This window comes from Plantibacter auratus (assembly GCF_050587365.1).
Lineage (GTDB): Bacteria > Actinomycetota > Actinomycetes > Actinomycetales > Microbacteriaceae > Plantibacter > Plantibacter auratus.
This window is the reverse complement of the sequence record NZ_JBOBFV010000001.1, coordinates 385,061-408,299: the sequence shown is the minus strand read 5'-3', so window position 1 is coordinate 408,299 and position 23,239 is coordinate 385,061. Positions and strand designations below refer to the sequence as shown.

22 protein-coding genes, 1 other RNA gene and 1 pseudogene are annotated in these 23,239 nt (G+C 70.0%); 16 read left to right on the top strand and 8 right to left on the bottom strand.

Annotation, left to right across the window (positions count from 1 at the left end; genetic code table 11):
* Positions 1 to 131: 131 nt before the first annotated feature.
* From ACQ3HE_RS01915 to ACQ3HE_RS01900, 4 genes and pseudogenes are all read left to right on the top strand, one after another.
* The gene (locus ACQ3HE_RS01915; protein WP_430891047.1) at positions 132 to 791 is read left to right on the top strand and encodes a ThuA domain-containing protein; all 660 of its coding nucleotides are present in this window, start codon (positions 132 to 134) and stop codon (positions 789 to 791) included.
* Between the two features lie 177 nt (positions 792 to 968).
* Complete coding sequence (locus ACQ3HE_RS01910) at positions 969 to 1,319, top strand: hypothetical protein (RefSeq protein ID WP_064293749.1); 351 nt, start codon at positions 969 to 971, stop codon at positions 1,317 to 1,319.
* Between the two features lie 69 nt (positions 1,320 to 1,388).
* Positions 1,389 to 2,434, top strand: a pseudogene (locus ACQ3HE_RS01905) (LLM class flavin-dependent oxidoreductase).
* 45 nt (positions 2,435 to 2,479) lie between these two features.
* Positions 2,480 to 3,256, top strand: coding sequence for an SGNH/GDSL hydrolase family protein (locus tag ACQ3HE_RS01900; RefSeq protein ID WP_426739119.1), 777 nt, complete (start codon positions 2,480 to 2,482; stop codon positions 3,254 to 3,256).
* Between the two features lie 25 nt (positions 3,257 to 3,281).
* Here ACQ3HE_RS01900 and ACQ3HE_RS01895 read toward each other — a convergent pair whose 3' ends face one another.
* A complete protein-coding gene (locus tag ACQ3HE_RS01895; protein ID WP_430891045.1) occupies positions 3,282 to 4,853 on the bottom strand; it encodes a molybdopterin-dependent oxidoreductase in 1,572 nt (523 codons plus the stop codon).
* Positions 4,854 to 4,943: 90 nt separating this feature from the next.
* Positions 4,944 to 5,588, bottom strand: a complete 645-nt coding sequence (locus ACQ3HE_RS01890) for an FMN-dependent NADH-azoreductase (protein WP_430891043.1) — start codon at positions 5,586 to 5,588, stop codon at positions 4,944 to 4,946.
* A gap of 71 nt (positions 5,589 to 5,659) precedes the next feature.
* Between ACQ3HE_RS01890 and ACQ3HE_RS01885 the strand changes: the two genes are divergently transcribed.
* The 3 genes from ACQ3HE_RS01885 (at position 5,660) to ACQ3HE_RS01875 (ending at position 8,268) form a co-directional block, all read left to right on the top strand.
* A complete protein-coding gene (locus ACQ3HE_RS01885; RefSeq protein ID WP_430891041.1) occupies positions 5,660 to 6,958 on the top strand; it encodes a kynureninase in 1,299 nt (432 codons plus the stop codon).
* Between the two features lie 10 nt (positions 6,959 to 6,968).
* On the top strand, positions 6,969 to 7,895 hold the full coding sequence (locus ACQ3HE_RS01880; RefSeq protein ID WP_430891039.1) for an aldose 1-epimerase family protein: 927 nt from the start codon (positions 6,969 to 6,971) through the stop codon (positions 7,893 to 7,895).
* Between the two features lie 133 nt (positions 7,896 to 8,028).
* Positions 8,029 to 8,268: a hypothetical protein gene (locus ACQ3HE_RS01875; protein WP_124769288.1), complete on the top strand. Its 240-nt coding sequence runs from the start codon at positions 8,029 to 8,031 to the stop codon at positions 8,266 to 8,268.
* Between the two features lie 14 nt (positions 8,269 to 8,282).
* Here the strand turns inward: ACQ3HE_RS01875 and ACQ3HE_RS01870 are convergent, their stop codons facing one another.
* From ACQ3HE_RS01870 to ACQ3HE_RS01860, 3 genes are all read right to left on the bottom strand, one after another.
* The gene (locus ACQ3HE_RS01870) at positions 8,283 to 8,447 is read right to left on the bottom strand and encodes a hypothetical protein (RefSeq protein WP_164486944.1); all 165 of its coding nucleotides are present in this window, start codon (positions 8,445 to 8,447) and stop codon (positions 8,283 to 8,285) included.
* Positions 8,448 to 8,527: 80 nt separating this feature from the next.
* Positions 8,528 to 8,947: an organic hydroperoxide resistance protein gene (locus ACQ3HE_RS01865; RefSeq protein ID WP_064293757.1), complete on the bottom strand. Its 420-nt coding sequence runs from the start codon at positions 8,945 to 8,947 to the stop codon at positions 8,528 to 8,530.
* A gap of 63 nt (positions 8,948 to 9,010) precedes the next feature.
* On the bottom strand, positions 9,011 to 9,907 hold the full coding sequence (locus ACQ3HE_RS01860) for a LysR family transcriptional regulator ArgP (protein WP_430891037.1): 897 nt from the start codon (positions 9,905 to 9,907) through the stop codon (positions 9,011 to 9,013).
* Positions 9,908 to 9,978: 71 nt separating this feature from the next.
* On the opposite strand from ACQ3HE_RS01860, the gene ACQ3HE_RS01855 reads away from it, so the two are divergent.
* From ACQ3HE_RS01855 to rnpB, 4 genes are all read left to right on the top strand, one after another.
* The gene (locus ACQ3HE_RS01855) at positions 9,979 to 10,596 is read left to right on the top strand and encodes a LysE/ArgO family amino acid transporter (RefSeq protein WP_430891035.1); all 618 of its coding nucleotides are present in this window, start codon (positions 9,979 to 9,981) and stop codon (positions 10,594 to 10,596) included.
* A gap of 36 nt (positions 10,597 to 10,632) precedes the next feature.
* Entirely contained in the window at positions 10,633 to 11,448 is an 816-nt protein-coding gene (locus tag ACQ3HE_RS01850; protein ID WP_430891033.1) for a Nif3-like dinuclear metal center hexameric protein, read from the top strand.
* Between the two features lie 44 nt (positions 11,449 to 11,492).
* Positions 11,493 to 12,230 (top strand): zinc ribbon domain-containing protein, encoded by a 738-nt coding sequence (locus tag ACQ3HE_RS01845; RefSeq protein ID WP_430891031.1) that lies wholly within the window; start codon positions 11,493 to 11,495, stop codon positions 12,228 to 12,230.
* A gap of 71 nt (positions 12,231 to 12,301) precedes the next feature.
* An RNA gene (gene rnpB, locus ACQ3HE_RS01840) (RNase P RNA component class A) lies at positions 12,302 to 12,668 on the top strand.
* Between the two features lie 39 nt (positions 12,669 to 12,707).
* On the opposite strand, the gene ppgK is transcribed toward rnpB, so the two are convergent.
* Together ppgK and map are read right to left on the bottom strand one after the other, a co-directional pair.
* Positions 12,708 to 13,484, bottom strand: coding sequence for a polyphosphate--glucose phosphotransferase (ppgK, locus tag ACQ3HE_RS01835; RefSeq protein WP_085510829.1), 777 nt, complete (start codon positions 13,482 to 13,484; stop codon positions 12,708 to 12,710).
* 9 nt (positions 13,485 to 13,493) lie between these two features.
* A complete protein-coding gene (gene map, locus ACQ3HE_RS01830; RefSeq protein WP_430891029.1) occupies positions 13,494 to 14,396 on the bottom strand; it encodes a type I methionyl aminopeptidase in 903 nt (300 codons plus the stop codon).
* A gap of 34 nt (positions 14,397 to 14,430) precedes the next feature.
* On the opposite strand from map, the gene ACQ3HE_RS01825 reads away from it, so the two are divergent.
* The 4 genes from ACQ3HE_RS01825 (at position 14,431) to ACQ3HE_RS01810 (ending at position 21,156) form a co-directional block, all read left to right on the top strand.
* Complete coding sequence (locus tag ACQ3HE_RS01825) at positions 14,431 to 14,616, top strand: hypothetical protein (protein WP_064293764.1); 186 nt, start codon at positions 14,431 to 14,433, stop codon at positions 14,614 to 14,616.
* 104 nt (positions 14,617 to 14,720) lie between these two features.
* A complete protein-coding gene (locus ACQ3HE_RS01820) occupies positions 14,721 to 16,688 on the top strand; it encodes a hypothetical protein (protein WP_430891027.1) in 1,968 nt (655 codons plus the stop codon).
* A gap of 97 nt (positions 16,689 to 16,785) precedes the next feature.
* A complete protein-coding gene (locus ACQ3HE_RS01815; protein ID WP_079705870.1) occupies positions 16,786 to 18,141 on the top strand; it encodes a glutamine synthetase family protein in 1,356 nt (451 codons plus the stop codon).
* Positions 18,142 to 18,162: 21 nt separating this feature from the next.
* Positions 18,163 to 21,156, top strand: a complete 2,994-nt coding sequence (locus ACQ3HE_RS01810) for a bifunctional [glutamine synthetase] adenylyltransferase/[glutamine synthetase]-adenylyl-L-tyrosine phosphorylase (RefSeq protein WP_430891026.1) — start codon at positions 18,163 to 18,165, stop codon at positions 21,154 to 21,156.
* A 75-nt stretch (positions 21,157 to 21,231) separates the two neighbouring features.
* On the opposite strand, the gene glnA is transcribed toward ACQ3HE_RS01810, so the two are convergent.
* Positions 21,232 to 22,656, bottom strand: coding sequence for a type I glutamate--ammonia ligase (glnA, locus tag ACQ3HE_RS01805; protein ID WP_056005986.1), 1,425 nt, complete (start codon positions 22,654 to 22,656; stop codon positions 21,232 to 21,234).
* Between the two features lie 139 nt (positions 22,657 to 22,795).
* Here glnA and ACQ3HE_RS01800 point away from each other — a divergent pair, with 139 nt between their 5' ends.
* A complete protein-coding gene (locus tag ACQ3HE_RS01800; RefSeq protein ID WP_079705872.1) occupies positions 22,796 to 23,227 on the top strand; it encodes an RDD family protein in 432 nt (143 codons plus the stop codon).
* The last annotated feature ends 12 nt before the right edge of the window (positions 23,228 to 23,239 follow it).

Genomic DNA, 23,239 nt, shown 5'->3' with positions numbered 1-23,239 from the left:
GCGCAGGTGACGACGACATGCGCGGACACAATCGACCGGCGACCCCGCCGTCGGGGGAGGCCCCGTACCCTGGAGATGCGTCGGCCGCGGACACAATCGACCGGCGCCGACGGATCGGACGAGGGGGAACCGTGAAAGCACTCATCGCATCGGGGAGCGGTCGGTACGCGGATCCGTGGCACCCGTACGCGCAGACGAGCCCGCTCATCGCGGAGGTCCTGGAGACGGCCGGCTTCGCGGTCGAGATCGACGAGGACGTCGACCGTGCGATGACGCGACTCGAGGGCGTGGAGCTCGTGGTGGTCAACGCCGGCGACCCGTGGCGGTCCGAGGACCAGGGCCGAGCGCCCGCGGCCGCGATCGACGGCTTCGCGGAGGCACTCGGTCGAGGTGTCGGTGTGCTCGCGATGCACGCCGCGCTCGCCTCGCTCCGCGACTACCCGGACTGGGCGCCGACGGTTGGGGCGCTCTGGCTGCCCGGTGTGTCCTGGCATCCGCCGATGGGCCCGACCGTCGTCCGCGGCCTGGCGTCCCCAGCAGGCGGACCGCTCGGCGACATCCCGGTGGACGACGAACAGTACCTGCGGCTGCAACCGGTCGGGCGGAGCACCACCGTCGCCGAGCACGACGTCGACGGCGAGCGGTTCCCTGCGGTCTGGGTGCGCGAGGTGGGGACCTCCCGCGTCGCCGTCGACGCCCTCGGACACGACGAGCGGTCCTACGCCTCGGCGGAGCACCGTGCCCTGCTCACGACGCTGGCACGGTGGGCGGCCCGGGCACCGTCCGCGTGATCCGTCACGGATCCTCGACCGGCTTCGTCTGTGTCGCGACCCTCGTCGGCGCAAGCCCCCGTCGAACGGGAGTCGCGCCTCGCGACCGGGTCTATGCTCCTGTTCGGGGCTGCGAGCGACCATGACGGCCGGATGCGGCCCGCGTCAGGAATCGGAACCTCGAGAAAGCCGCACCACGTGTCACAGGACCTCATGTCACCCGAGAACAACGTCCAGCGCATCATGCGCACCGGAACCGTCTGGTTCGGCGTCGCGGTCGGGAGCACCGCGATCGTCCTCGGGCTCCTCCTCAGCTCAGGTTGGCGACCGGCGGTCCTCGCCGAGGGACTCCGCGTGGTCTGGTGGTGCTGCTCGGTCATCGTGGGTTTGAGCATCGGTCTGCTGGGTTGGTCCGGCTGTCCGATCCTGGAGGTGGACGTCCCGACGGCGTCCCGGAACAAGTCGCTGACCATGCAACTCGGAACGATGCTCTTCATCCTCGGAAGCATCGGCGCCATGTTCACCGTGCTGGCCGGCTCGCCGAGCTGACACCCGCGGCGCGGGCACGTCCAGCTCCTGCGGCGTCGTCGCGTCGGAACGGCGTCGTAGAGTCGATGCATGGCCAGATCCTCAGCACCGCTCCGCAGACTCGGGTTCCTCACGATGGGCCTGTTCGACCCCGAGGAGCCGGCGGCCGGGCACGAGGCGACCCTGCAGCTCATCGAGCTCGGTGAACGCCTGGGGTTCGACAGCGCCTGGCTGCGGCACCGGCACCTGCAGTTCGGCATCTCCTCGCCGGTCGCCGTCCTCGCGGCGGCGACGCAGCGCACGAAGCGCATCGCGCTCGGTACCGCGGTCACACCGCTCGGCGCGGAGAACCCCTTCCGGCTCGCGGAGGACCTGGGCACGGTCGACGTCCTCTCGGGCGGCAGGCTGCTTCCCGGCTTCAGCACCGGGGAGCCGATGCGCTTCGACGCGTTCAAGCACGCGATCTATCCGTCGACGCTCGACCAGGAGGACCTCGGCTACGACCGCGTCCTGCGCCTCCGCTCCTTCATCCGCGGTGACGTCGTCAGCGACAGCGCCGGTCGTGAGGGCCAGGAGGACTACTCCTCACGGGTCGAGCCGCATGCCGACGGTCTGGCGGAGCGGCTCTGGTACGGAGCCGGCAGCCTGCGGTCGGCGGGTTGGGCCGGTGAGCAGTCCTTCAACCTGCTCACGAGCAGCGTCATCGCCGCCGAGGACGGGGCACGACGGACTTCGCCGCGAACCAGGCCGCCCAGGTGCGTCGGTTCCGAGAACTCCACCCGGCGGGTGAACGGGCCCGCGTGTCACAGGGGCTCGTGGTCATCCCGACGGACTCCGCGACCGCGACCCAACGCGCCCGGTACCACGAGTACGTCGACTCGAGACGGCACCGCGTCGGCGTCGCCCATGGGCCGCGGCGGATGCTCTTCGCGGAGGACCTCGTCGGCAGCAGTGCGGAGATCGCGGAGCGGCTGCACGAGCACGCCGGATTCCAGGAGGTCGACGAGGTCGCCTTCGCCCTCCCGTTCACGCTCGAACCGGACGACTACACGCAACTGCTCACCGACATCGCCGGCGCGCTCGGGCCCGCCCTCGGTTGGCGACCGGCCGCGGACGGGGAGTCCCGTCCGGCCTGAGCGGACCGGTCGGAGACGGCTTCCGGTCGCGCGTACAGTGCAGGTATGACGCAACACGGGTTCAGACGGTACGTGGCCATCGGCGACAGCTTCAGTGAGGGCTACGGGGATCTCCGGGAGGACGGCACCCTTCGCGGGTGGGCCGACTTCGTGGCCCTCGGCCTCGCCCGGGCGTCCACGGAGACCGTCAGCTACGCGAACCTCGCCATCCGCGGGCGGAAGCTCCTGCCGATCCTCGACGAACAACTCGACCGAGCGATCGCGATGGGTCCGGACCTCGTCAGCTTCAACGGCGGCGGCAACGACATCATGCGCCCGCGGGTGTCGATCGACGGCGTCGCCGACCGCTTGGACGGTGCGGTCGATCGTCTACGTGCCGGGGGAGCCCACGTGCTGCTGTTGAGCGGGGCGAACCCTTCCGCTCACATCCCGATGGGATCGCTCCTCGCCCGCCGCGGCGAGCAGCTGGCCCAGGCCGTGCGGGTGCGGTATCCGCGTGACGGGGTGACCTTCGTCGACAACTGGGCCGATCGGACGCTCGCCGACCTCCGGTACTGGTCGGTGGACCGCCTGCACCTCAACGCCCTCGGCCATGCCCGGGTGGCGAGCAACGTGCTGACGGCGCTCGACGTGCCGGTCCCGGAGGAGTGGGGGATCGACGACGTCGCTGCGGCGCCGCCCGGTCCGCGTCAACGTCGCACCGCGGCCTACTACCGCGAGCACGTGCTGCCCTGGATCGGGCGCCGCCTGACCGGACGTTCCTCCGGTGACGGCCGCGAACCGAAGATCGCCCAGCTGCAGCCGGTCGACACCCAGGGCTGACCGGCACCGGTCAGCCGCGGGTCGGTCAGCCGACGCGGACGAGCGTCCGCTGCCAGCCGGAGGATCCGTTGGGAGCGATCGGCGCCTGCTTCTCGATCTGGAGGTTCCCGGCCTTGTCGGTCGCGCGGACGGCGACGTAGTGCGTGCCGGCGGTCGCCTCCCAGTCCACCCACCACTGCACCCAGGTGTCGTCGTTGATGGCGGTCGTGAGGTTGACGCTCTGCCAGTCGCCGTTGTCGATGCTGACCTCGACCTTGGCGATCCCGACGGTCTGCGCCCAGGCGACGCCCGCGATCTTGGCAGGACCCGCCGGCACCTGCTTGTCGATCCGGGGCGTGTCGATCCGCGAGGAGAGTTTGATGGGCGCCTTCGCGTCGTAGCCGCGCGGGGTCCAGTAGGCCTCGTCCTTCTCGAAGGTCGTGACCGTCAGCTTCGTCAGCCACTTCGTCGCCGACACGTAGCCGTAGAGGCCAGGGACGACCATGCGAACGGGGAAACCGTGCTCGAGCGGCAGCGGCTCGCCGTTCATCGCCACGGCGAGGATCGCGTCGAGGTTCGGGTCGGTGAGCGACTCGATCGGCGTGCTCGCCGTGAAGCCGTCGACGCTCGTGGACAGGACCATGTCGGCCTTCGAGTCGGGCATCGCCCGCTTGAGGACGTCACGCACGGGGATACCGAGCCACTTTGCGTTGCCCAGGAGGTTGCCGCCCACCTCGTTCGAGACGCAGGTCATCGTGATGACGTATTCGTCGAGACCCATGGCGAGGAGCTCCTCGAAGGTGATCTGCACCTGCTCGCCGACCATGCCGTCGATCGTGAGCGTCCACGTCGCCGGGTCGACCGTCGGCACGGTCAGCGCGGTGTCGACGCGGTAGAACTTGTCGTTCGGCGTGAAGAGCGGGCTGAGGCCGTCGACGTCCGCCTCGGCTCCGTCGGGGATCGTGACGGTCGACTTCGGTGCCGGGAGCTTGAGGGCGTCGCGGACGGCCGTGATCGACGAAGTGGTGACGTTCACGAGGCGTGCGCCCACGCCGACGACGACGGCACCGGCCGCCGCGATGCCGGCCACGCGGAAGAAGCCTCGGCGGTCGAACGCCGCGCGCTCGTCGTCCGAGCCGTTCGCGGCCCGCTTCGGCAGGCGACGACTCAGGAGGATGAGGATCACGACACCGGCCGCCAGACCGAGGATCACGGGGACGACGGCGAGCGGGGTGGCACCGGCACGGGTGACGGTCGTCGCGCCGGCGAAGACGCCGGCCGCGATGAGGACCACGACACCGAGCGGTGGACGGATCTGCTGCAGGACCCCGGCGATCGCCGCGGCGATCACGACGGCGACCCCGAGGCTCACGAGGAGGAAGATCTTGTCGTTGCCACCGAAGGTCTCGATCGCGAACTCCTTCGCCCACCGCGGGACGATGTCGATGACGAACGATCCGACGGTGAGGAGGGGACTGCTGCCTCGGGCGAACAACAGCGCCGCCAGCTCGGCGATCGCGAGGAACACCGCTGCTGCGACGATGCCGGACAGTGCTGCCGCGAACCAGACGAGGCGTCGTCCGCTCCGTGTGGTGCCGGTCTGGTGCTTCGATGGCATGTGCTTCTCCCTGATCGTGGCTCGACAGGAGTTCGGAGCACTGCCCGGATCAGACGGGTCGGATCCGTCGTCCGCCCGTCGTCTCGGCGTTCAGGCCGTCGAGACGGCCAGCCGCAGTCCCGTCTCGGACGCCAGCCGGAGGGCCTCGGCGAACTCCTGCTCGCTCCGTTCGAGCTGCGCTGCGAGCGCCGGATCACGGTCGGCGAGGGTCAGACTCGTCGTGATGACGTGGACGTCCATGCCGAGCGCTCCGCCGAACAGCGTCCGCAGCGCCGGCACCTCGTGATCCCAGCCCTCGGTGGGGCTGCCCGCGTCGTAGGCGATCCCGCGGCTGGTGGCGATGACGACCGGCCGGCCGGTGAGCGCTCCCGTGTCCGCGGACGTGACACCAGGCACGTGGATGTGGTCGATCCATGCTTTGAGCGACGACGGGATCGAGAAGTTGTACAGCGGCGCGCCGATCACGACGATGTCGGCGCCGAGCAGCTCGTCGAGCAGGACGCGCTGGAGCGTCTCGGCCTCGGCGGGCGGGTTCGCGCCCGGGCGGCGGTCGGCCGGCGCCCAGTGGAGACTCGCGTCGGCGAGGTGGGGGACCGGATCCAGGTGCAGGTCGCGACGGACGACGACGCCCGTGGGGTCGGCGGTCGACCAGGCGTCCGCGACGGCCTGCGAGAGCCGGCGGGACCGGGAGGTGTCGAGATCGGCGGAGGAGTCGAGGTGCAGGAGGGTGGGCATGCGGCAACGCTAGCAAGCCGGGTCCCGTCCGCTTCCTTGCGGCGCGCACCGGTGGCGGTTACCGTCGCAGGATGGTCGACGCCCCAGCCCCCACCACGTCCGCCCGCCAGGACGCACGCGTCCTCGACGAGGCCGACCCGCTCGCGGAACACCGCTCGGCGTTCGTCCCGGCCGAGGGCGTCGTCGCCTACCTCGACGGGAACTCCCTGGGGCGGCCGTTGCGGGCCACGGCGGAGCGGCTGCAATCGTTCATCGCGGACGAATGGGGGACGAGGCTCATCCGGTCGTGGGACGACCGCTGGTTCGAGCTCCCGCTGACGCTCGGCGACCGCCTGGGATCGGTCGTGCTCGGTGCCGCACCAGGCCAGACGGTCGTCGCCGATTCGACGACCGTGCTGCTCTACAAGCTGATCCGCGCGGCGGTCGACGCGACGTCGTCCGCCGGAGGAGCCGCTGGGCGCGACGAGCTCGTGATCGATGCGGGGAACTTCCCGACGGACCGCTTCGTGATCGAGGGGATCGCCGCTGAACGCGGTCTGCGCGTCCGATGGATCGACGCAGACCCGGTCCACGGTGTCGCCGCCCACCAGCTGCGCGAGGTGGTCCACGAGCAGACCGCGCTCGTCGTGCTCAGCCAGGTCGACTACCGGTCCGGAGCGCTGCTCGACGTGGAGGAGCTGACCGCGATCGCGCATCAGGCGGGAGCACTCGTCCTCTGGGACCTATGCCACTCCGCCGGTGCGGTCCCGATCGAGCTCGACGAGTGGGGCGTGGACCTCGCGGTGGGGTGCTCCTACAAGTACCTGGGCGGCGGGCCCGGTGCTCCGGCGTTCGCCTACGTCGCGGCGCGCCATCAGGACCGGCTCCTCCAGCCCATCCAGGGGTGGATGGGCGCCGCCGACGTCTTCGCCATGGCCGACGCCTATCAGCCGGCCGTCGGGATGCGCCGGTTCCTCAGCGGGACACCACCGATCGTCGGCATGCTGCCGCTCGAGGACTCGCTGACGCTCATCGAGTCCGCCGGTGTCGCCGCCATCCGGGCGAAGTCCGTGGCGCTCACCACGTTCGCGATCTCCTGGGCCGATGAGCACCTCGCGGGCTCCGGCGTCAGGGTGATGACCCCTCGTGACGCGGCGCGTCGCGGTGGTCATGTGACGCTCGGTCACCCGTCGTTCCGCGAGATCACCCCGCTGCTCTGGAATGCGGGCGTGATCCCCGACTTCCGGCACCCGGACGGTCTCCGCATCGGGGTCGCACCCTTGAGCTCCGGCTTCGCCGAGCTCGAACTCGGGCTGATCCGGATCGCCGAGGCCGTCCACCGGTGGACGGCGTCACACGGCTCCACCCCGCCTGGCGGACGTCCGTCGTAGGCTTGGCGGCATGCCCGCTGCCTCTGGAACCCAGTACCGTCTCCACCACGCCGGTCCGCAGGGCGAGGTCCGAGCGACGGTCACCGAACTCGCCGCCGGACTGCGCGAACTGACGGTCGGCGGACGCACCCTCGTGCAGTCCTTCGGTGAAGACGTCGTCGCCCCGATGGGGTGCGGGATGGTGCTCGTGCCGTGGCCCAACCGCGTCCGGGATGCCCGGTGGACGCTCGACGGTGAACCGCAGCAGCTCGACGTCACCGAGGCGGCGACCGGGAACGCCTCCCATGGTCTCCTGCGCAACACGGGGTACCGGGCGGAGGATCACACCGATCACGCGGTGACCCTGCTCGCCTCGGTGTTCCCGCAGCACGGCTACCCGTTCCGCCTCGACACCTCGGTCGCCTACACGTTGGACGATGACGGCCTGCGGGTGACCCACACCATCGTGAACCGGTCGAGTCGCCCCGCGCCGGTCGCCGTCGGCGCTCACCCCTACCTGGCGCTCGGCGACGTGCCGACCGCCGACCTCACCGTGACGGTGGCCGCCGACACCTGGTTCGAGACGGACGAGCAGCGCATCCCGGTCGTCTCCCGTCCCGTCGACGGGACCCCGTACGACCTGCGCACGGGTGCTCGCGTGGGCGACCTCTCGATCGACGTCGGCCTGGGTTCGGTCCAGCAGGTCGACGGTGGCGTCCGACACCGGCTCACCGCACCGGACGGCGACACCGTCGAACTCTGGGCGGACGACGACTTCCGATTCGTCCAGGTCTACACGCCGAAGAACTTCCCAGCGGCAGACGGACCGACGCAGGCCATCGCTATCGAGCCCATGACGGCCCCCGCCGATGCGCTGAACAGCGGGACCGGACTCCGGTGGTTGGAGCCCGACGAGCGGTGGTCGCTGTCCTGGGGGATCCGACTCACGCAGGTGTGACCGGCACGCCGTTCGGCGGACGGTCGACCGTCCCACGGGCGGAGGAGGATCAGCTCAGAGGATGACGCCACGGGGGCGATGATCGCCCCGGCGTCCGATGTGCCGCCCCCGGGTGTCGACGGACACTGGTGGCATGACCACGCACCTGGACACCAGCCCGAATCTCTTCACCCTGTCCACGCCCCGAGTCGCGCAGACCGAGCGGCTTCAGGTGGCGCGGTCGACGGCTCGACCCCGCGGACGGTTCGGGGCTTTCGTGGGCGTCCTCCTGGGGAACATCGTCCTCTGGAGCACGCTCTTCATCACGATCGGCATCGTGCTCGCGCTGCAACTCGGCATCGTCGGCGTCATCGCCGCGTCGATGTTGCGCTGAGCGCGATCTCCGCGTCAGGTCCCTGAGCCGGCGAGACCCGTACCGGATTCGTCTGCTGCGTCCTCGGCTGGCGCGTCGTCATCCAGCTCCTCGTCCTCGACCACGGCGTCCGGGAGCCCCGGCAGCATGGCTGCCGCGCCCTCGTCACGGATGCCTTCGACCGCCCCGAAATCAGACATGATGCTTCCTCTCGATCGTCGTGCCCGCCAGCGTAACCGGCGGACACGACGATCGACAGCCCTTGCGGGCGGGAGCTTCGTCAGTCGACGATCGACACCGTCACGTCGATGTTGCCGCGTGTGGCGTTCGAGTAGGGGCACACCTGGTGCGCCTGGTCGGCCAGCTGCTGGGCTTCATCGTGCGTCACGTTCGGCACGTAGACGTCGAGCTCGACGGCCAGGCCGAAACCGCCCTCACCGTTCGATCCGATGCCGACGCTCGCCGACACCTCGGCGTCCTTCGTGTCGAGCTTCGCGGTGCGCCCGACGGCGTGGAGGGCGCTGAGGAAGCACGCGGCGAAGCCGGCGGCGAACAACTGCTCGGGGTTGGTGCCCTCGCCGCTGCCGCCGAGTTCCTTCGGGGGACGGGTGTCGAAGTCGAGGAGGTCGTCCTCACTGCGGACGTGTCCGTCTCGTCCGCCTCCGGTGGCATGGGCAACTGCTGTGTACGCGATATCCATTGCTCCATCCTTGCACCGTCGTGCGTGCCCGGTGCACCTTCTCCGGGACCTCTCGGCAGTCGTTCAGTGCAGCGTGGATCGGGCCGCGTCGACCACCGCCGTCGTGACGAGCTCGAGCAGCCGGGAGTGGAGTCGCCACTGCTGCCAGAACAGCGGGACGTCGACGCCGCCCGTGTCGTCGAGCACGACGAGCTCGCCCCGGCGCAGCGGCGCGTCGGACTGCGCGTCCGGGAGCATGCCCCAGCCGAGACCGAGGCCGACGGCGGTCGCGAAGTCCGCCGAGGCCGGAACATGGTGTCGCGGCGGGTCGGCGGGGTCGACACCACGTCGTCGGAGGTAGGCGTCCTGGAGATCGTCCTTCCGGTCGAACACGACGACGGGCGCTGCGGTGAGCGCCTGAGCGGTCGCCCCGTCCTCGAACCAGCGCGTCGCGAACGCGGGTGCCGCCATCGGTCGGTAACGCATCCGGCCGAGAGGCCGCACCGTACAGCCCTGGACCGGCTCGGCGTTCGACGTGACCGCGGCCATGACGCTGCCCGCACGGAGGAGGTCGGTCGAATGGTCCTGGTCCTCGCGAGCGAGGTCGAAGACGATCGACTCCCGTGCGGCGACGTCCGCCAGCACGGGCAGCAGCCAGGTGGCGAGGGAGTCGGCGTTCACGACGATCGGGATCACCGCCGGGGTGGCCGGCGTGAGCGGGTCGTCGGCGTGCAACTCGAGCGCCGCGTCGTGACCGAGCAGGTGCACCGCGCGGCCGAGGCGGAGCACGATCTCACCTGACGCCGTGATGGTGATCGGTTTGGTCCGGAGCAGGAGGACCCGTCCGACGCTCTGCTCGAGGGCCTTGATGCGTTGACTGATCGCCGACGGCGTGACCATCAGCTCCCGGGCGGCCGACTCGAAGGTGCCGTGATCGACGGCGGCGACGAAGGCCCGCAGTTGCTCGAAGTGGAAATCCATCATAAGAGGATCTTACGATTCATCAGAATATTGAACTGGATTCATCATGCTGCGCCTCCTACGGTCGGAGGATGACCTCCGCACTGCAGGCCGCGATCGCGGGCCTCGGCCTCGGCCTCTCACTCATCGTGGCCATCGGCGCCCAGAACGCCTTCGTCCTCCGGCAGGGCATCCGGCGCGAGAACGTCCTGCCGGTCGTCCTCGTGTGCGCACTTTCGGACGCGGTGCTCATCATCGCCGGGGTCAGCGGCATCGGCTTCGTCGTGGAGCGGTTCCCCGTGGTCCTCGTCGTCCTCCGTTGGGCCGGCGCGGCCTTCCTGCTCGGCTACGGTCTGCTGGCCGCACGCCGTGCGCTCGCCCCGTCCGGTCTCGCCGCCGACCGCGGTGGCAACGGCCTCTCACTCAGGGCGGCGGTGCTCACCGTCATCGGCCTCACCTGGCTGAACCCCCACGTGTACCTCGACACCGTGCTCCTCCTCGGCTCGATCGCGAACACGCACGGCGAGGCCGGACGCTGGTGGTTCGCCGCAGGCGCTGTGCTCGGGAGCATCCTGTGGTTCACCGCTCTGGGGTACGGCGCTCGGTTGCTCCGCGGCGTCTTCGCGAAGCCCGTGGCCTGGCGCATCCTCGACGTCGCGATCGCGGTCGTCATGATCGCCCTCGCGATCATGCTCGTCCTGCGCCCCTGAGCGTGCTCGCGGGTGCCTGGTTAGGATTGCCGGGTGATGAGAACCCTGCGTCAGGTCAACACGGTCGTCGAGCGCCTCTGGCCACTGTCCGGAGCCGAGGACTGGGACGCCCCGGGGCTCCTCGTCGGCGACCCGGACCAGCCGGTCGGGCATGTGCTCCTGGCGGTCGACGCGGTCGGCGTGACCGTCGACGAGGTGCTCGAGCGCCCCGACGGTCTGCTGCTGGTCCACCACCCGCTGCTGATGCGTGGTGTCACGACCGTGGCGGGTGACCGGTACAAGGGGTCGCTCATCACGCGCCTGATCCGTGGCGGCGCCGGACTCATCGCCGCACACACCAACGCCGACGTCGTCGTCGACGGGACCTCGGACGTCCTCGCGCAGCGGCTCGGCCTGCACGACCCGGCTCCGATCGTCCCTGCCGCCGACGGCCTGACCGGGCTGGGTCGGGTCGGCGACCTCCCGGAGGAGACGACGCTCGGCGCGATCGCGCGTGCCCTCGCCGAGATCCTGCCGGCGACCGCCACCGGGGTCCGTGCCTCCGGCGACTACGACCAGGCCGTCCGGAGGATCGCGCTCTGCGGGGGAGCGGGTGACTCGCTCCTGTCCCACCCCGCGGTCCGCGCGGCCGACGTGTACATCACGGCCGACCTCCGCCATCACCCGGCGTCCGAGGCCCGGGAACAGGCACTCCTCGGCGGCGGGCCGGCCCTCGTCGACCTCTCCCACTGGGCGAGCGAGTGGCTGTGGCTGGAGGGGGCCGCCGACGCGCTCCGACGAGAGCTCCCTGGACTCGACGTCCGGGTCAGCGAGCTGCGTACCGACCCGTGGGACTTCGTCGTCACCCAGTAGTCGGCGCGGCCGGTAGGGTGATGAGTCGAGAGTTTGGAACAGACGTGAAAGCCAGCCCAGCAGACCAGAAGACGTTGCTCACCCTGCAGAGCATCGACACCGGCGTGCAGCGCACCGCCCACCGCGCGGCGAACCTCCCCGAGGCCGCGCGCATCGCGCAGCTCCAGGCCGAGATCGAGACCGTCCGCCTCCGTCGCCTGGAGCGGGTCGGCGTCCGCGACGACGCACAGACCGAGCTCGGGCGCATCGAGTCGGACGTCGCCGTCGTCGCGGCCCGCATGAAGCGCGACGCCGACCGTCTGCAGTCGTCGACCTCCGTCAAGGACGTCGAAGCGCTGCAGAGCGAGATCGCCTCGTTGCAGAACCGGCAGAACAACCTCGAGGAGATCCAGCTGAACGTCATGGAGCGGGTGGAGGCCGCGGAGGACGCCGTCGCCCAGGTCGACGCCGAGCGCGCCGGACTCCAGGAACTCCTCGACGAGGTCGTCGCCAAGCGCGACGCCGCACTCGTCGAACTCGAGGCCGAACGGGCACGACTCACCGCCGACCGCGAGTCACTCGCACCCGGCATCCCCGCCGACCTCCTGGCCCTCTACGACCAGCGCCGCGCCCGCGGCGGTATCGGTGCAGCACTGTTCCGCGCCGGCACCTGCGGAGCATGCAAGATGTCGCTCACCGGCAACGACCTCCAGGCCGTCCGCGCCGCACCGTCCGAAGAGGTCGTGCAGTGCCCGGAGTGCGCCGCGATCGTCGTCCGGACGGACGAGTCCGGCCTCATCTGAGCCGGACGCCGGCTGCACGACACCGGCGGTCCGCGGCCGCTGTCACGGGCCGGTAGACTCGTCTCCGTGAACGGGCCGGCTAGACGGTCGCGTCACCGAGACCTCCGGGTGTCGGTGCCGAGGAACGTCCGGGCTCCACAGAGCAGGGCGGTGGGTAACACCCACCCGGGGTGACCCGCGAGACAGTGCCACAGAGAACAGACCGCCGTGGGCGACCACGGTCAGGGTGAAACGGTGGGGTAAGAGCCCACCAGCGACCGGGGTGACCCGATCGGCTCGGTAAACCTCGTCCGGAGCAAGGTCAACAGGGAACGCTGAGGCTGCTCGCCAAGTTCCCGGGTAGACCGCTAGAGGGCGGCGGCAACGTCGTCCCGAGAGAGATGGCCGTCCAAACGCGAGAGCGTGGGACAGAACCCGGCGTACCGGTCGACCCGTTCACACCTCAGCACGGCACCGCCGCAGCGCGCCCCGCAGTGCTCAGGCGATGCGTTCGGCGGGGCCGGCGGCGAGCGCGGCTGCGCCGAGGATGCCCGCGTTGTTACGGTGCACGGCGGGGATGATCGGGGTGTCGAGCTTCAGGAGCGGCAGGAAGTGGTCCGCGTGCTTGGACACGCCGCCGCCCACCACGAACTGATCGGGCGAGAAGAGGAACTCGAGGCGCTCGTAGTACTTCTGGAGGCGCTTGGCCCACTTCTCCCAGCTCAGGTCCTCGCGCTCCTTGACCGCGTAGGACGCCCGCGTCTCGGCGTCCTTGCCGTCGATCTCCAGGTGCCCGAGTTCAGCGTTCGGGATCAACGTGCGGTTGTAGATGAGCGCAGTGCCGATGCCGGTACCGAGGGTCGTCAGGATCGTGAGACCGCTGGCGCCCTTGGCCGCGCCGAACTCGGTCTCGGCGTAACCGGCCGCGTCGGCGTCGTTCACGAAGGTGATCTCACGCCCGAGGCCCTGCTCGAACAGCTGCTCGGCCTCGAGGCCGATCCAGGCGTCGGAGACGTTCGCCGCGGACATCGTCCGGCCGTTGCGGACGATCGCGGGGAAGCAGACGCCGAGCGGGAGTCCGTCGGAGGCCGGAGACAGCTGCTCGAGCACCTCCCGCACCGTCACGACGATGTCCTTCGGCTCGCCACCCTTCGGCGTGGGGATCTTCACCCGATCGGTGAGGAGGGCACCCGTCGTGAGATCGACGACCGCACCTTTGATGCCGGTCCCTCCGATATCGATGCCGACGGCGGACCGGGGAGCTGCGTTCGTCATGCGTCCAGCCTAGAGCGCCGCGGGCGCTGCGGCGGTGTCGATCGTGCTCGGAAGGGTCAAGACCTCGGCCCCGCGTTCGGTGACGACGAGCGTGTGCTCGAACTGCGCGGTCAACGACCGGTCGCGGGTCGTGACCGTCCAGTCGTCGTCCCACTGCTCCCAGTCCTGGGAGCCGATCGTGAGCATCGGCTCGATCGTGAACACCATGCCCGGCTCCATCACCGTGTCGTACAGCGGCGCGGCGTCGTAGTGGGGGACGATCAGCCCCGAGTGGAAGGACCGGCCGACACCGTGGCCCGTGAAGTCGCGGACGACCCCGTACCCGAACCGCTTCGCGTAGGACTCGATCGCACGACCGATGACGTTGATCTGCCGGCCGGGGGCGACGGCCTTGATACCTCGGTTGAGGGCTTCCCGGGTGCGCTCGACGAGGAGACGGGTGTCGTCGGCGACGTCGCCGACGAGGAAGGTCACGTTGCTGTCGCCGTGCACGCCGTCGAGGTAGGCGGTGATGTCGATGTTCACGAGGTCACCCTCGCGCAAGGCGGTGTCGTCGGGGATGCCGTGGCAGACGACCTCGTTGACCGAACTGCAGATCGACTTGGGGTAGCCGCGGTACCCGAGCGTCGACGGATAGGCGCCCTCACCGATGACGAACGCGTGTCCGACGGCGTCCAGTTCATCGGTGGTCACCCCGGGGCGGACCGCCGCGCCGACGGCCTGGATCGCATCGGCGGCGATGGTCCCGGCGATCCGGATGCGTTCGATCTCCTCAGCCGAATACAGGTCGCCCCGGGTGTCGGTGGCCGGTGCGGCGCGGCCGACGTACTCGGGGCGGACGATCGTCTCCGGCACCGATCGGGGGCGGCCGACGCGACCGGGGATCAGGTGACCTGCGGTGTCGAAAGGCATAGGATCAAGCCTAACCGAGCAGGGGAGACGCGCCGTGGCGAAGGAACCATCCGAGCAGTACTGGTACAACACGAAGACCGGTCAGGTCGAGTTCGGCTTCGAGTCGAGTGTCGTCGACCGCGTCGGTCCCTTCGAGACGGCTGCGGAGGCCTCGCACGCACTCGAGCGACTGCGTGCCAACAGCGCGAAGTGGGACGCCGACGAGGCTGCCGAGGACTGAGCCACCCGGGTCGCAACGCGAGCGGATTGCGGGTCAGCCCTCTTCCGCAGGCGTGGTGTGATCCGCCAGGATGGGCCGAGCGATGAAGCTCGAGCGGGGGGAACATGCACAGGATCGACCGTCCGCGGAGGCGACCGATCGCCGTCGGACGAGGTGCCGTCGCGGCCCTCACCCTCGGACTCCTCCTCATGCCGACGTCGCCAGCCGGTGCAGCGCCGACGGTCGCCGCCGAGGTCACTACCGCCGAGTGCGTCACCGCGGTGCCCGGTGGTTCCCGCTGCGGCGTGTTGACGGTGCCCCTGTCGCGCGCGGTGCCGGACTCGGCGGAGGCGACCCTGCCGTACGTGCTCGTACCGGCCGCCCTCGAGACCGGGCGATCGCCGCTCGTCTACCTCGCCGGCGGGTCGGCGCTCTCGACGCTCGACATCCAGCAGCTCGCGGTCGAGGGCGGGCTTGCCGCCGACCGCGACGTGGTGTTCGTCGAACGCCGGGGCGGTCGCGACGCCACGCCGTCGCTCGACTGTGCGTCGGCGACCGCCGCCATCCGCGCGTCGCTCGGCGCTGACGGGGACCGCGCAGCGCGCGTCACCGCGATCGGCACGGCCTTCGCCTCCTGCGCCGCGGCCTGGCAGGAGGACGGCATCGTGCCGAGCGACTTCGGCGTCGCGCCTGCGGCGGCGGACCTCCGCGACCTCCGGCAGCAGCTGGGCTACGCGCGATGGACCATCCTGGCCGTGGGCTCGTCGGCCGGCGTGGCCCTCGCAGCCCCCGACGTCGATCCGGGTGGCGTCGACGGCGTCGTCCTCGACGGCCCCGACCTGGGTGCACCCGGGATCGTCTCCGCGGGCGGTGTGGCGGCCGCCCTGGCCGTCGTCCGTGCGCGCGGCGTCGAGCCGCAGGGTCCCGTTCCGTCCCCGCCGGCGGCACCACAGGCCGCCGCCGCCGAGGAAGCGGAGTCCGCGACCCCGGACACCGCGCCGACCGAGGTCTCACGTTCGGTGGGGATCCTCACCGCCGCCACCGACGCGCTCGTCGCCGAACCGCACCGCACCTCCGGACCGCGGCCGATCACCCTCGGTGGCGACGCGCTCCTGGCGATCGCCTCACACGCCTTGTCCGATCCCACCGCCCAGGCGGCACTCCCGGTGCTCCTGAGCTCGGTCGCGGACGGCGACAGCACGGTGCTGGATCCTGTGGCGAACGATGCGATCGCCCAGCTGACCGACCCCGAAGGCATCCTCGACCGCGTGCTCGGGTGTTCGACGACCGGCTGGCCTGGGGCGATCGAACGCCCGGACGCGGAGGTCACCACGCCGACGTTGCTGGAGGACGTCGCGGCCGCCGCCTGCTCCTCGTTCGCCGTGGGTGCGACGCCGCCGCCGGGAGCGATCGGGGCGTCGGTCCTCGTGCTCAGCGCACCGGAACAGGCCGCCGCCCTCGTCGTCCCCGTCGCCGACAGCACGGCGGACGCCCTCGTGGCGGTCTTCCCCGGGTCGGGAGCCGTCCCATCGGTCAGCAGTGCGTGCGCGCGGGTCGCGGTGCGCGCGTGGCTCAGCGATCCGGCGAGCTATCGGGCGGCGCTCTGCGACGCCGACGACGCGGCCGTCGCCGTCGTCGATCGAGCCGATGTCGCGGCGAGCCCGCGATGGGCCGAGCAGACCTCGTCGGACACCGGTGGCGGGTGGCTGCTACTGGTGCTGCCCATCCTGTTCGGGCTCGTGGCCATCGGATGGTCCGTGGCGTGGGGCTACCGGTTGATCACCCAGGCGCTTCGGCGCCAGCCGGTCCAGGACGGGCTCCTGCTGGGGATCGCTCCGGTGTTCGGAGCGACGTGGGCGATCGGAGGAGCCGTCGTGCTCGTCCGCGCGGCTGCGTCGAGTCCGGCGATCGCTCTCGTCGGGGTGCCCGCCGCCTTGCCGTGGCTCTCCATCGCCCTCCTCGTGAGTTGCCTCGGGCTGGTGCCCGTCTGGCAAGGGGCCCACCGTGGATCGCGGCTGCGGATCGCCGCCCTCTCATTACTGTGGGCGGCGACGGCCGGCTGGACCGCACTCTTCGTCCTGGCCTGGTGGTGAGCCGTGGATCGCCCACGCCCGGCGCGCGCTGATGAGCGGGAACGGGGACGGAGCCAGTAGCCTAGACACGGGCCGCCGGCCGAAGGAAGAGGGGCAGATGGATAAGCAGCGCGACTTCGTTCTCCGCACGATCGAGGAGCGGGGCGTCAAGTTCGTCCGGCTGTGGTTCACCGATGTCGTCGGGACGCTCAAGTCCGTCGCGATCGCCCCGGCCGAAGTGGAAGGCGCGTTCTCCGAGGGCCTCGGCTTCGACGGATCGGCGATCGAGGGGCTCAGCCGCTCCTACGAGTCGGACCTCCTGGCCCACCCCGATCCGACGACCTTCCAGATCCTGCCGTGGCGCGGCGAGATCGACCCGACGGCGCGCATGTTCTGCGACATCACGACGCCTGACGGCCAGCCCGCCGTCGCCGACCCGCGGAACGTCTTGAAGCGCACCCTGGCGAAGGCCGCCGATATGGGGTTCACGTTCTACACGCACCCCGAGATCGAGTTCTACCTGCTGAAGTCCTCGCAGTACGGCGTCGACGGACCGGAGCCGGTCGACTCCGCGGGCTACTTCGACAACGTGCCCGGTGGCACCGCGCACGACTTCCGTCGACGTTCCGTCCGGATGCTCGAGGACCTCGGGATCTCCGTCGAGTTCAGCCACCATGAGGCGGGCCCCGGCCAGAACGAGATCGACCTGCGATACGCCGACGCCCTGACGACGGCCGACAACATCATGACCTTCCGCACCGTCGTGAAGGAGGTGGCGATCGAGCAGGGCGTCTACGCGACGTTCATGCCGAAGCCGCTCGTCCACCAGCCCGGCAGCGGCATGCACACGCACATGTCGTTGTTCGAGGGCGACTCGAACGCCTTCTACGAGGCGGGTGCGCAGTACCAGCTCTCGAAGACGGGCCGGCAGTTCATCGCCGGACTCCTGACGCACGCTCCGGAGATCACCGCGGTGACGAACCAGTTCGTGAACTCCTACAAGCGACTCTGGGGTGGCGTCGGTCCGAACAAGCTGTCCGAGGCCCCGAGCTTCGTCTGCTGGGGCCACAACAACCGCTCCGCACTCGTGCGCGTGCCGCTGTACAAGCCCAACAAGGGCCAGAGCGCTCGGGTCGAGTACCGCGCCATCGACTCCGCCGCCAACCCGTACCTCGCCTTCTCGCTCATGCTCGCCGCTGGGCTGAAGGGCATCGAGGAGGGCTACGAGCTCCCGCCGGAGGCTGAGGACAACGTCTGGACCCTCTCCGACACCGAGCGTCGGGCACTGGGATACAACGCCCTGCCCGCCAGCCTCGATCGCGCGGTCAGCCTGATGGAGGGTTCCGAACTCGTGGCGGAGACGCTCGGCGAGCAGGTGTTCAACTACGTCCTGCTGAACAAGCGACAGGAATGGCACGAGTACCGGGCCCAGGTGACCCCCTTCGAGTTGGCCAGCAACCTGGAGATGCTCTAGACGAGGGGACCGGTCGGTCGCATGGTCCGCGAGAACATCTCTCTGAGCACGCTCGCCCGACTCGGGTTCACCGGTCTGGGTGAGGCCCGGGACCGGCTGGACGAGCTCGCCGAGCTCGTCCAGCTCGACCCGGCGTCGCTGTCGCCCTCCTTCGCCGTCGCGGCCGACCCCGACGCCGCGCTGGTCGGTGTGCTGATGGTCGGTCGGAAGTCACCCGACGAGCTGTCGGCGCTCCTGGCGGACCAGGCCTCGGCCGAGCGACTGTTCCGACTGTTCGGCGCCTCGCAGGGGTTCATCGACTTCTTCCTCCGCCACCCCGACCAGCTGTCGGTGTTCGAGTTGCCGGTCACCCGCGTCCCGACGCTGCAGGAGGCGCGCGACGAACTGCTCGCGAGCGTCGGTGCCGAGGACGGCTTCGCCGCGATCGTCGAGGAGCCTGCCTGGGACGCGATCCGCGTGGTCTACCGCCGACTGCTCGCAGAGGTCGCCCTCTTCGACCTCTGCGCCCCGGACCCGATCGTCGTGCTCGACCGGGTCGCCAGTGCCCTCTCCGACCTCGCAGCGGGTGCGTTGGAGGCCTCCATCGCCGTCGCACGCACGCAGACGAGCGGCCCGAGGGGGCCCGGCGTGTACCCGCGCGAGGAGGTCGCGGCCACCCGCTTCGCCATCATCGGCATGGGCAAGGCGGGCGCACGAGAACTGAACTACGTCTCCGACGTCGACGTCATCTTCGTCGGTGAGGGTTCGGGCGACGACGAGGACGGGCTCGACAACGGGCGTGCCGTCGAGATCGCCACCCGGCTCGCGGTCCTCACCATGCGCGGTCTCGGACAGGCTGGTCTCGAGCCGAGCCTGTGGGAGGTCGATCCGAACCTCCGTCCGGAGGGGAAGGCCGGCGCCCTCGTCCGCACGCTCGAGTCGCATCTCGTCTACTACGACCGCTGGGCGAAGAGCTGGGAGTTCCAGGCCCTCCTCAAGGCACGGGCCCTCGCCGGCGATCCCGAGCTCGGTGCCCGCTACATCGAGGCGGTGCAGCCGAAGGTGTGGGGGAGTGCGTCCCGCGAGGGCTTCGTCGAATCCGTGCAGCGCATGCGCGAACGGGTCACCGAACACATTCCGGCGGAGGACGTCCACTACCAACTGAAACTCGGCCCGGGCGGGCTCCGCGACATCGAGTTCACGGTCCAACTGCTGCAGCTCGTCCACGGACAGCTCGACGACTCCGTGCATCAACGCGGAACCCTCGCCGCCCTCGACGGCCTCGCGACCGCCGGATACATCGGTCGAGCCGAGGCGCAGGAGTTCGCGCACGACTACCGCCTGCTCCGTGTGCTCGAACACCGCCTGCAGCTGACGCGCCTGCAGCGCACGCACATGATGCCGCGCGACGAGCCGTCGCTCCGCTCCCTGGCCCGGTCGAGCACGCTCGCGACGACCGCACAGGCCCTCGTCACGCGCTGGGAGGCCACGAAGCACGGTGTCCGGCAGCTGCACGAGCGGTTGTTCTACCGTCCGCTGCTCTCGGCGGTCGCGGCCCTGCCCGAGAGCGGTCTGAGTCTGACGAGCGGTCAGGCGGAGGCGCGACTCGCGGCGATCGGCTTCGTCGACCCCCGCGGCGCGCTCGCCCACATCGGGGCGCTCACCGCCGGTGTGTCTCGACGCGCCAACATCCAGCGGCATCTGCTCCCCGTGATGCTCGGCTGGTTCGCGGACGGCGCCGACCCCGACTACGGATTGCTCGCGTTCCGGCGGCTCAGCGAGTCCCTCGGCGAGTCACACTGGTTCCTGCGGATGCTCCGCGACTCCTCAGGCGCGGCCGAGCGGCTCACGCGGGTCCTCTCGGGGTCCCGGTTCATCGGCGAGCTCATGGACCGCATCCCCGAGTCGGCCGCTTGGCTCGCGGGGGACGAGGACCTCCTCCCACGATCGTCGTCCGCGCTCGGCGAGGAGATCGCCGCCATCCTCAGACGACACGACTCACCGGACACCGCAGCCGCCGCCATCCGCGCGGTGCGGCGACGCGAAGTCCTCCGGCTGGCGATGTCGTCGACCGTCGGGATGCTGGACGTGCAGGGCCTCGCAGCCGGACTGACGGACGTGTCGACGGCCACGCTCGCAGGGCTCCTCGGCGCCGTCAGACGCATCGGCGGCCTCGGCGCGGACATCGAGTTCGCCATCATCGCCATGGGCCGCTACGGCGGCGCAGAGCTCGGCCTCGGCTCGGACCTCGACGTCCTCTACGTGTTCCGGCCGAAGGACGGGGTCGACACCCAGGACGCACAGCGGCAGGCCGGAGCGATCGCCGCAGAACTCAAGCGTCTGAGCGAGGACGCCCGGCTCCCGCTCGACCTCGACCTCGACCTCCGTCCCGAGGGGAAGAACGGTCCGCTCGTGCGCTCCCTCGACTCCTACCGGAACTACTACGCGCGCTGGTCCCTCACCTGGGAGGCGCAGGCGCTGCTCCGCGCCGCCGGAGTCGTGGGCGACACCGAGCTCATCGAAGCGTTCACCGAGGTGGCGGACACGGTCCGCTATCCAGCCGCGATCAGTGAGCAGTCCGTCCGCGAGGTCAAGCGGATCAAGGCACGTGTCGAGAACGAGCGGCTGCCGCAGGGCGCCGACCCGACGAGACACCTGAAGCTCGGGCGCGGCTCGCTCAGCGACGTCGAGTGGTTCGTGCAGCTCCTCCAACTCGAGCACGGCGCGGCGGTGACGTCGTTGCGAACCACCTCGACGCTCCGAGCGCTCGACGCGGCGGTGGAGGCGGATCTCGTCGACCGGGAGTCCGCCGAACGACTCCGTGAGGCCTGGATCCTGGCGTCGCGGATCCGCTCGGCCATGACGCTGTGGTTGAACAAGACGCAGGACGTGCTGCCGAGCGACCGACAACAGCTCGAAGGCGTGGCGCGACTCCTGGAGTACCCGACCGGATCGGCGAGTCTCCTGGAACAGGACTACCTCGCGGCCACCCGGCGCGCCCGGACGGTCTTCGAGCACGGCTTCTACGGCATCTGAGCCGATCGCCTCGACCACACGGAACCGCCCGCCATCCGAGAGGATGACGGGCGGTTCGCGGTGCAGCAGGTGTCGTCAGACGCCGTAGTACAGCTCGAACTCGAACGGGTGCGGGCGCTGGGCCAGCGGCTTGATCTCGTTCTCGCGCTTGTACTGGATCCAGGTCTCGATCAGCTCCGGCGTGAAGACGTTGCCGGCGAGGAGGAACTCGTGGTCCGCCTCGAGTGCCTCGAGGGCAGCGCCGAGCGATGCGGGCACCTGCGGGATGTTCTTGGCCTCCTCGGGGGGAAGCTCGTAGAGGTCCTTGTCGACGGGCTCGTGCGGCTCGATGCGGTTCTTGATGCCGTCGAGGCCGGCCATCAGCTGAGCGGCGAACGCGAGGTACGGGTTGCCGGACGCGTCGGGCGCGCGGAACTCGATGCGCTTGGCCTTCGGGTTCGTGCCCGTGATCGGGATACGGATCGACGCCGAGCGGTTACCGGCCGAGTAGACCAGGTTGACGGGAGCCTCGAAGCCGGGGACCAGGCGGTGGTACGAGTTCACCGTCGGGTTCGTGAACGCCAGGACGGCGGGGGCGTGCTTCAGCAGGCCACCGATGTACCAGCGGGCGAGGTCGGACAGGCCGCCGTAGCCGTTCTCGTCGTAGAAGAGCGGCTTGCCGTCGCTCCACAGCGACTGGTGCGTGTGCATGCCCGAGCCGTTGTCGCCGAAGAGCGGCTTCGGCATGAAGGTCGCGGTCTTGCCCCACAGCTCGGCCGTGTTCTTCACGATGTACTTGAACTTGAGGATGTCGTCCGCCGCGGCGACCATGGTGTCGAAGCGGTAGTTGATCTCGGCCTGGCCGCCGGTGCCCACCTCGTGGTGCGCGCGCTCGAGGATGAGGCCGGCGTCGATCAGCTTGAGGCTGATGTCGTCGCGGAGGTCGGCCTGCTTGTCGACGGGGCTGACGGGGAAGTAGCCACCCTTGTACGGCGTCTTGTTGCCGAGGTTGCCGCCCTCTTCGGCGCGGCCGGTGTTCCAGGCTCCCTCTTCGGAGTCCACCGAGTAGAAGCTCGAGTGCTGGTTCACCTCGTACCGGACGTCGTCGAAGATGTAGAACTCGGCCTCGGGGGCGAAGAACGCGGTGTCGGCGATGCCGGTCGAGGCGAGGTACTTCTCAGCCTTCTTGGCGACCTGACGCGGGTCCTTGGAGTAGATCTCGCCGTTGCGGGGGTTGTAGATGTCGAACACCATGATGAGCGTGCGCTCGGCACGGAAGGCGTCGATGTAAGCGGTGGAGACATCCGGGATGAGCTGCATGTCCGACTCGTGGATGTTGGCGAAGCCACGGATGGACGAACCATCGAAGAGCTGGCCGACGGTGAAGAACTCCTCGTCGACGGTGCTGGCCGGGATGTTGAAGTGCTGCTGCACGCCGGGAAGGTCCGTGAAGCGGATGTCGAGGAACTTGACATCGGTGTCCTTGATGAACTTGAGCACTTCGGAAGAATCACTGAACATGTGAATGGCTCCAAATGGGGTTGGTACAGGGAGGCTGCACAGCGCAGCCATCTGTGAGACTACGGGGAGGGGGTTACCCCGCCATGACACCCATGTTTCGTGGATGTTACGAGAATCCCCGCCCGAATAGAATGGCACAGTGCCCCACACCCCGCAGAATCCACGGACCTTCGGAGAGCTTCCTCCCAGCGCCTTCCCCGGTGAACGCCTCGGACTCCCGGAGAGCGGCGTCCGATCGGTCGCGCGGGTCGGTCGGCGGATCACCGCGCTCGTCATCGACTGGGCCCTGGCCGTCGTCCTCTCCGTCGCGTTCTTCGCCTACGACGCAACCGCGACGCTCGTGATCTTCGCCATCATGCAGTTCGTGTTCATCCCGACCATCGGCGGCAGTCTCGGTCATCGCCTGTGCGGCATGCGCCTCATGCCGCTGACCGGCGGTTGGGTCGGACTCTGGCGGCCGGCCGTGCGTACCGTGCTCCTCTGCGTGCTCGTCCCGGCGCTCGTCTGGGATTCGGACCAGCGCGGCTTCCACGACAAGGTCGCCGGCACGGTGCTCCTGCGGGTGCGCTGAACGCAGCCGGAA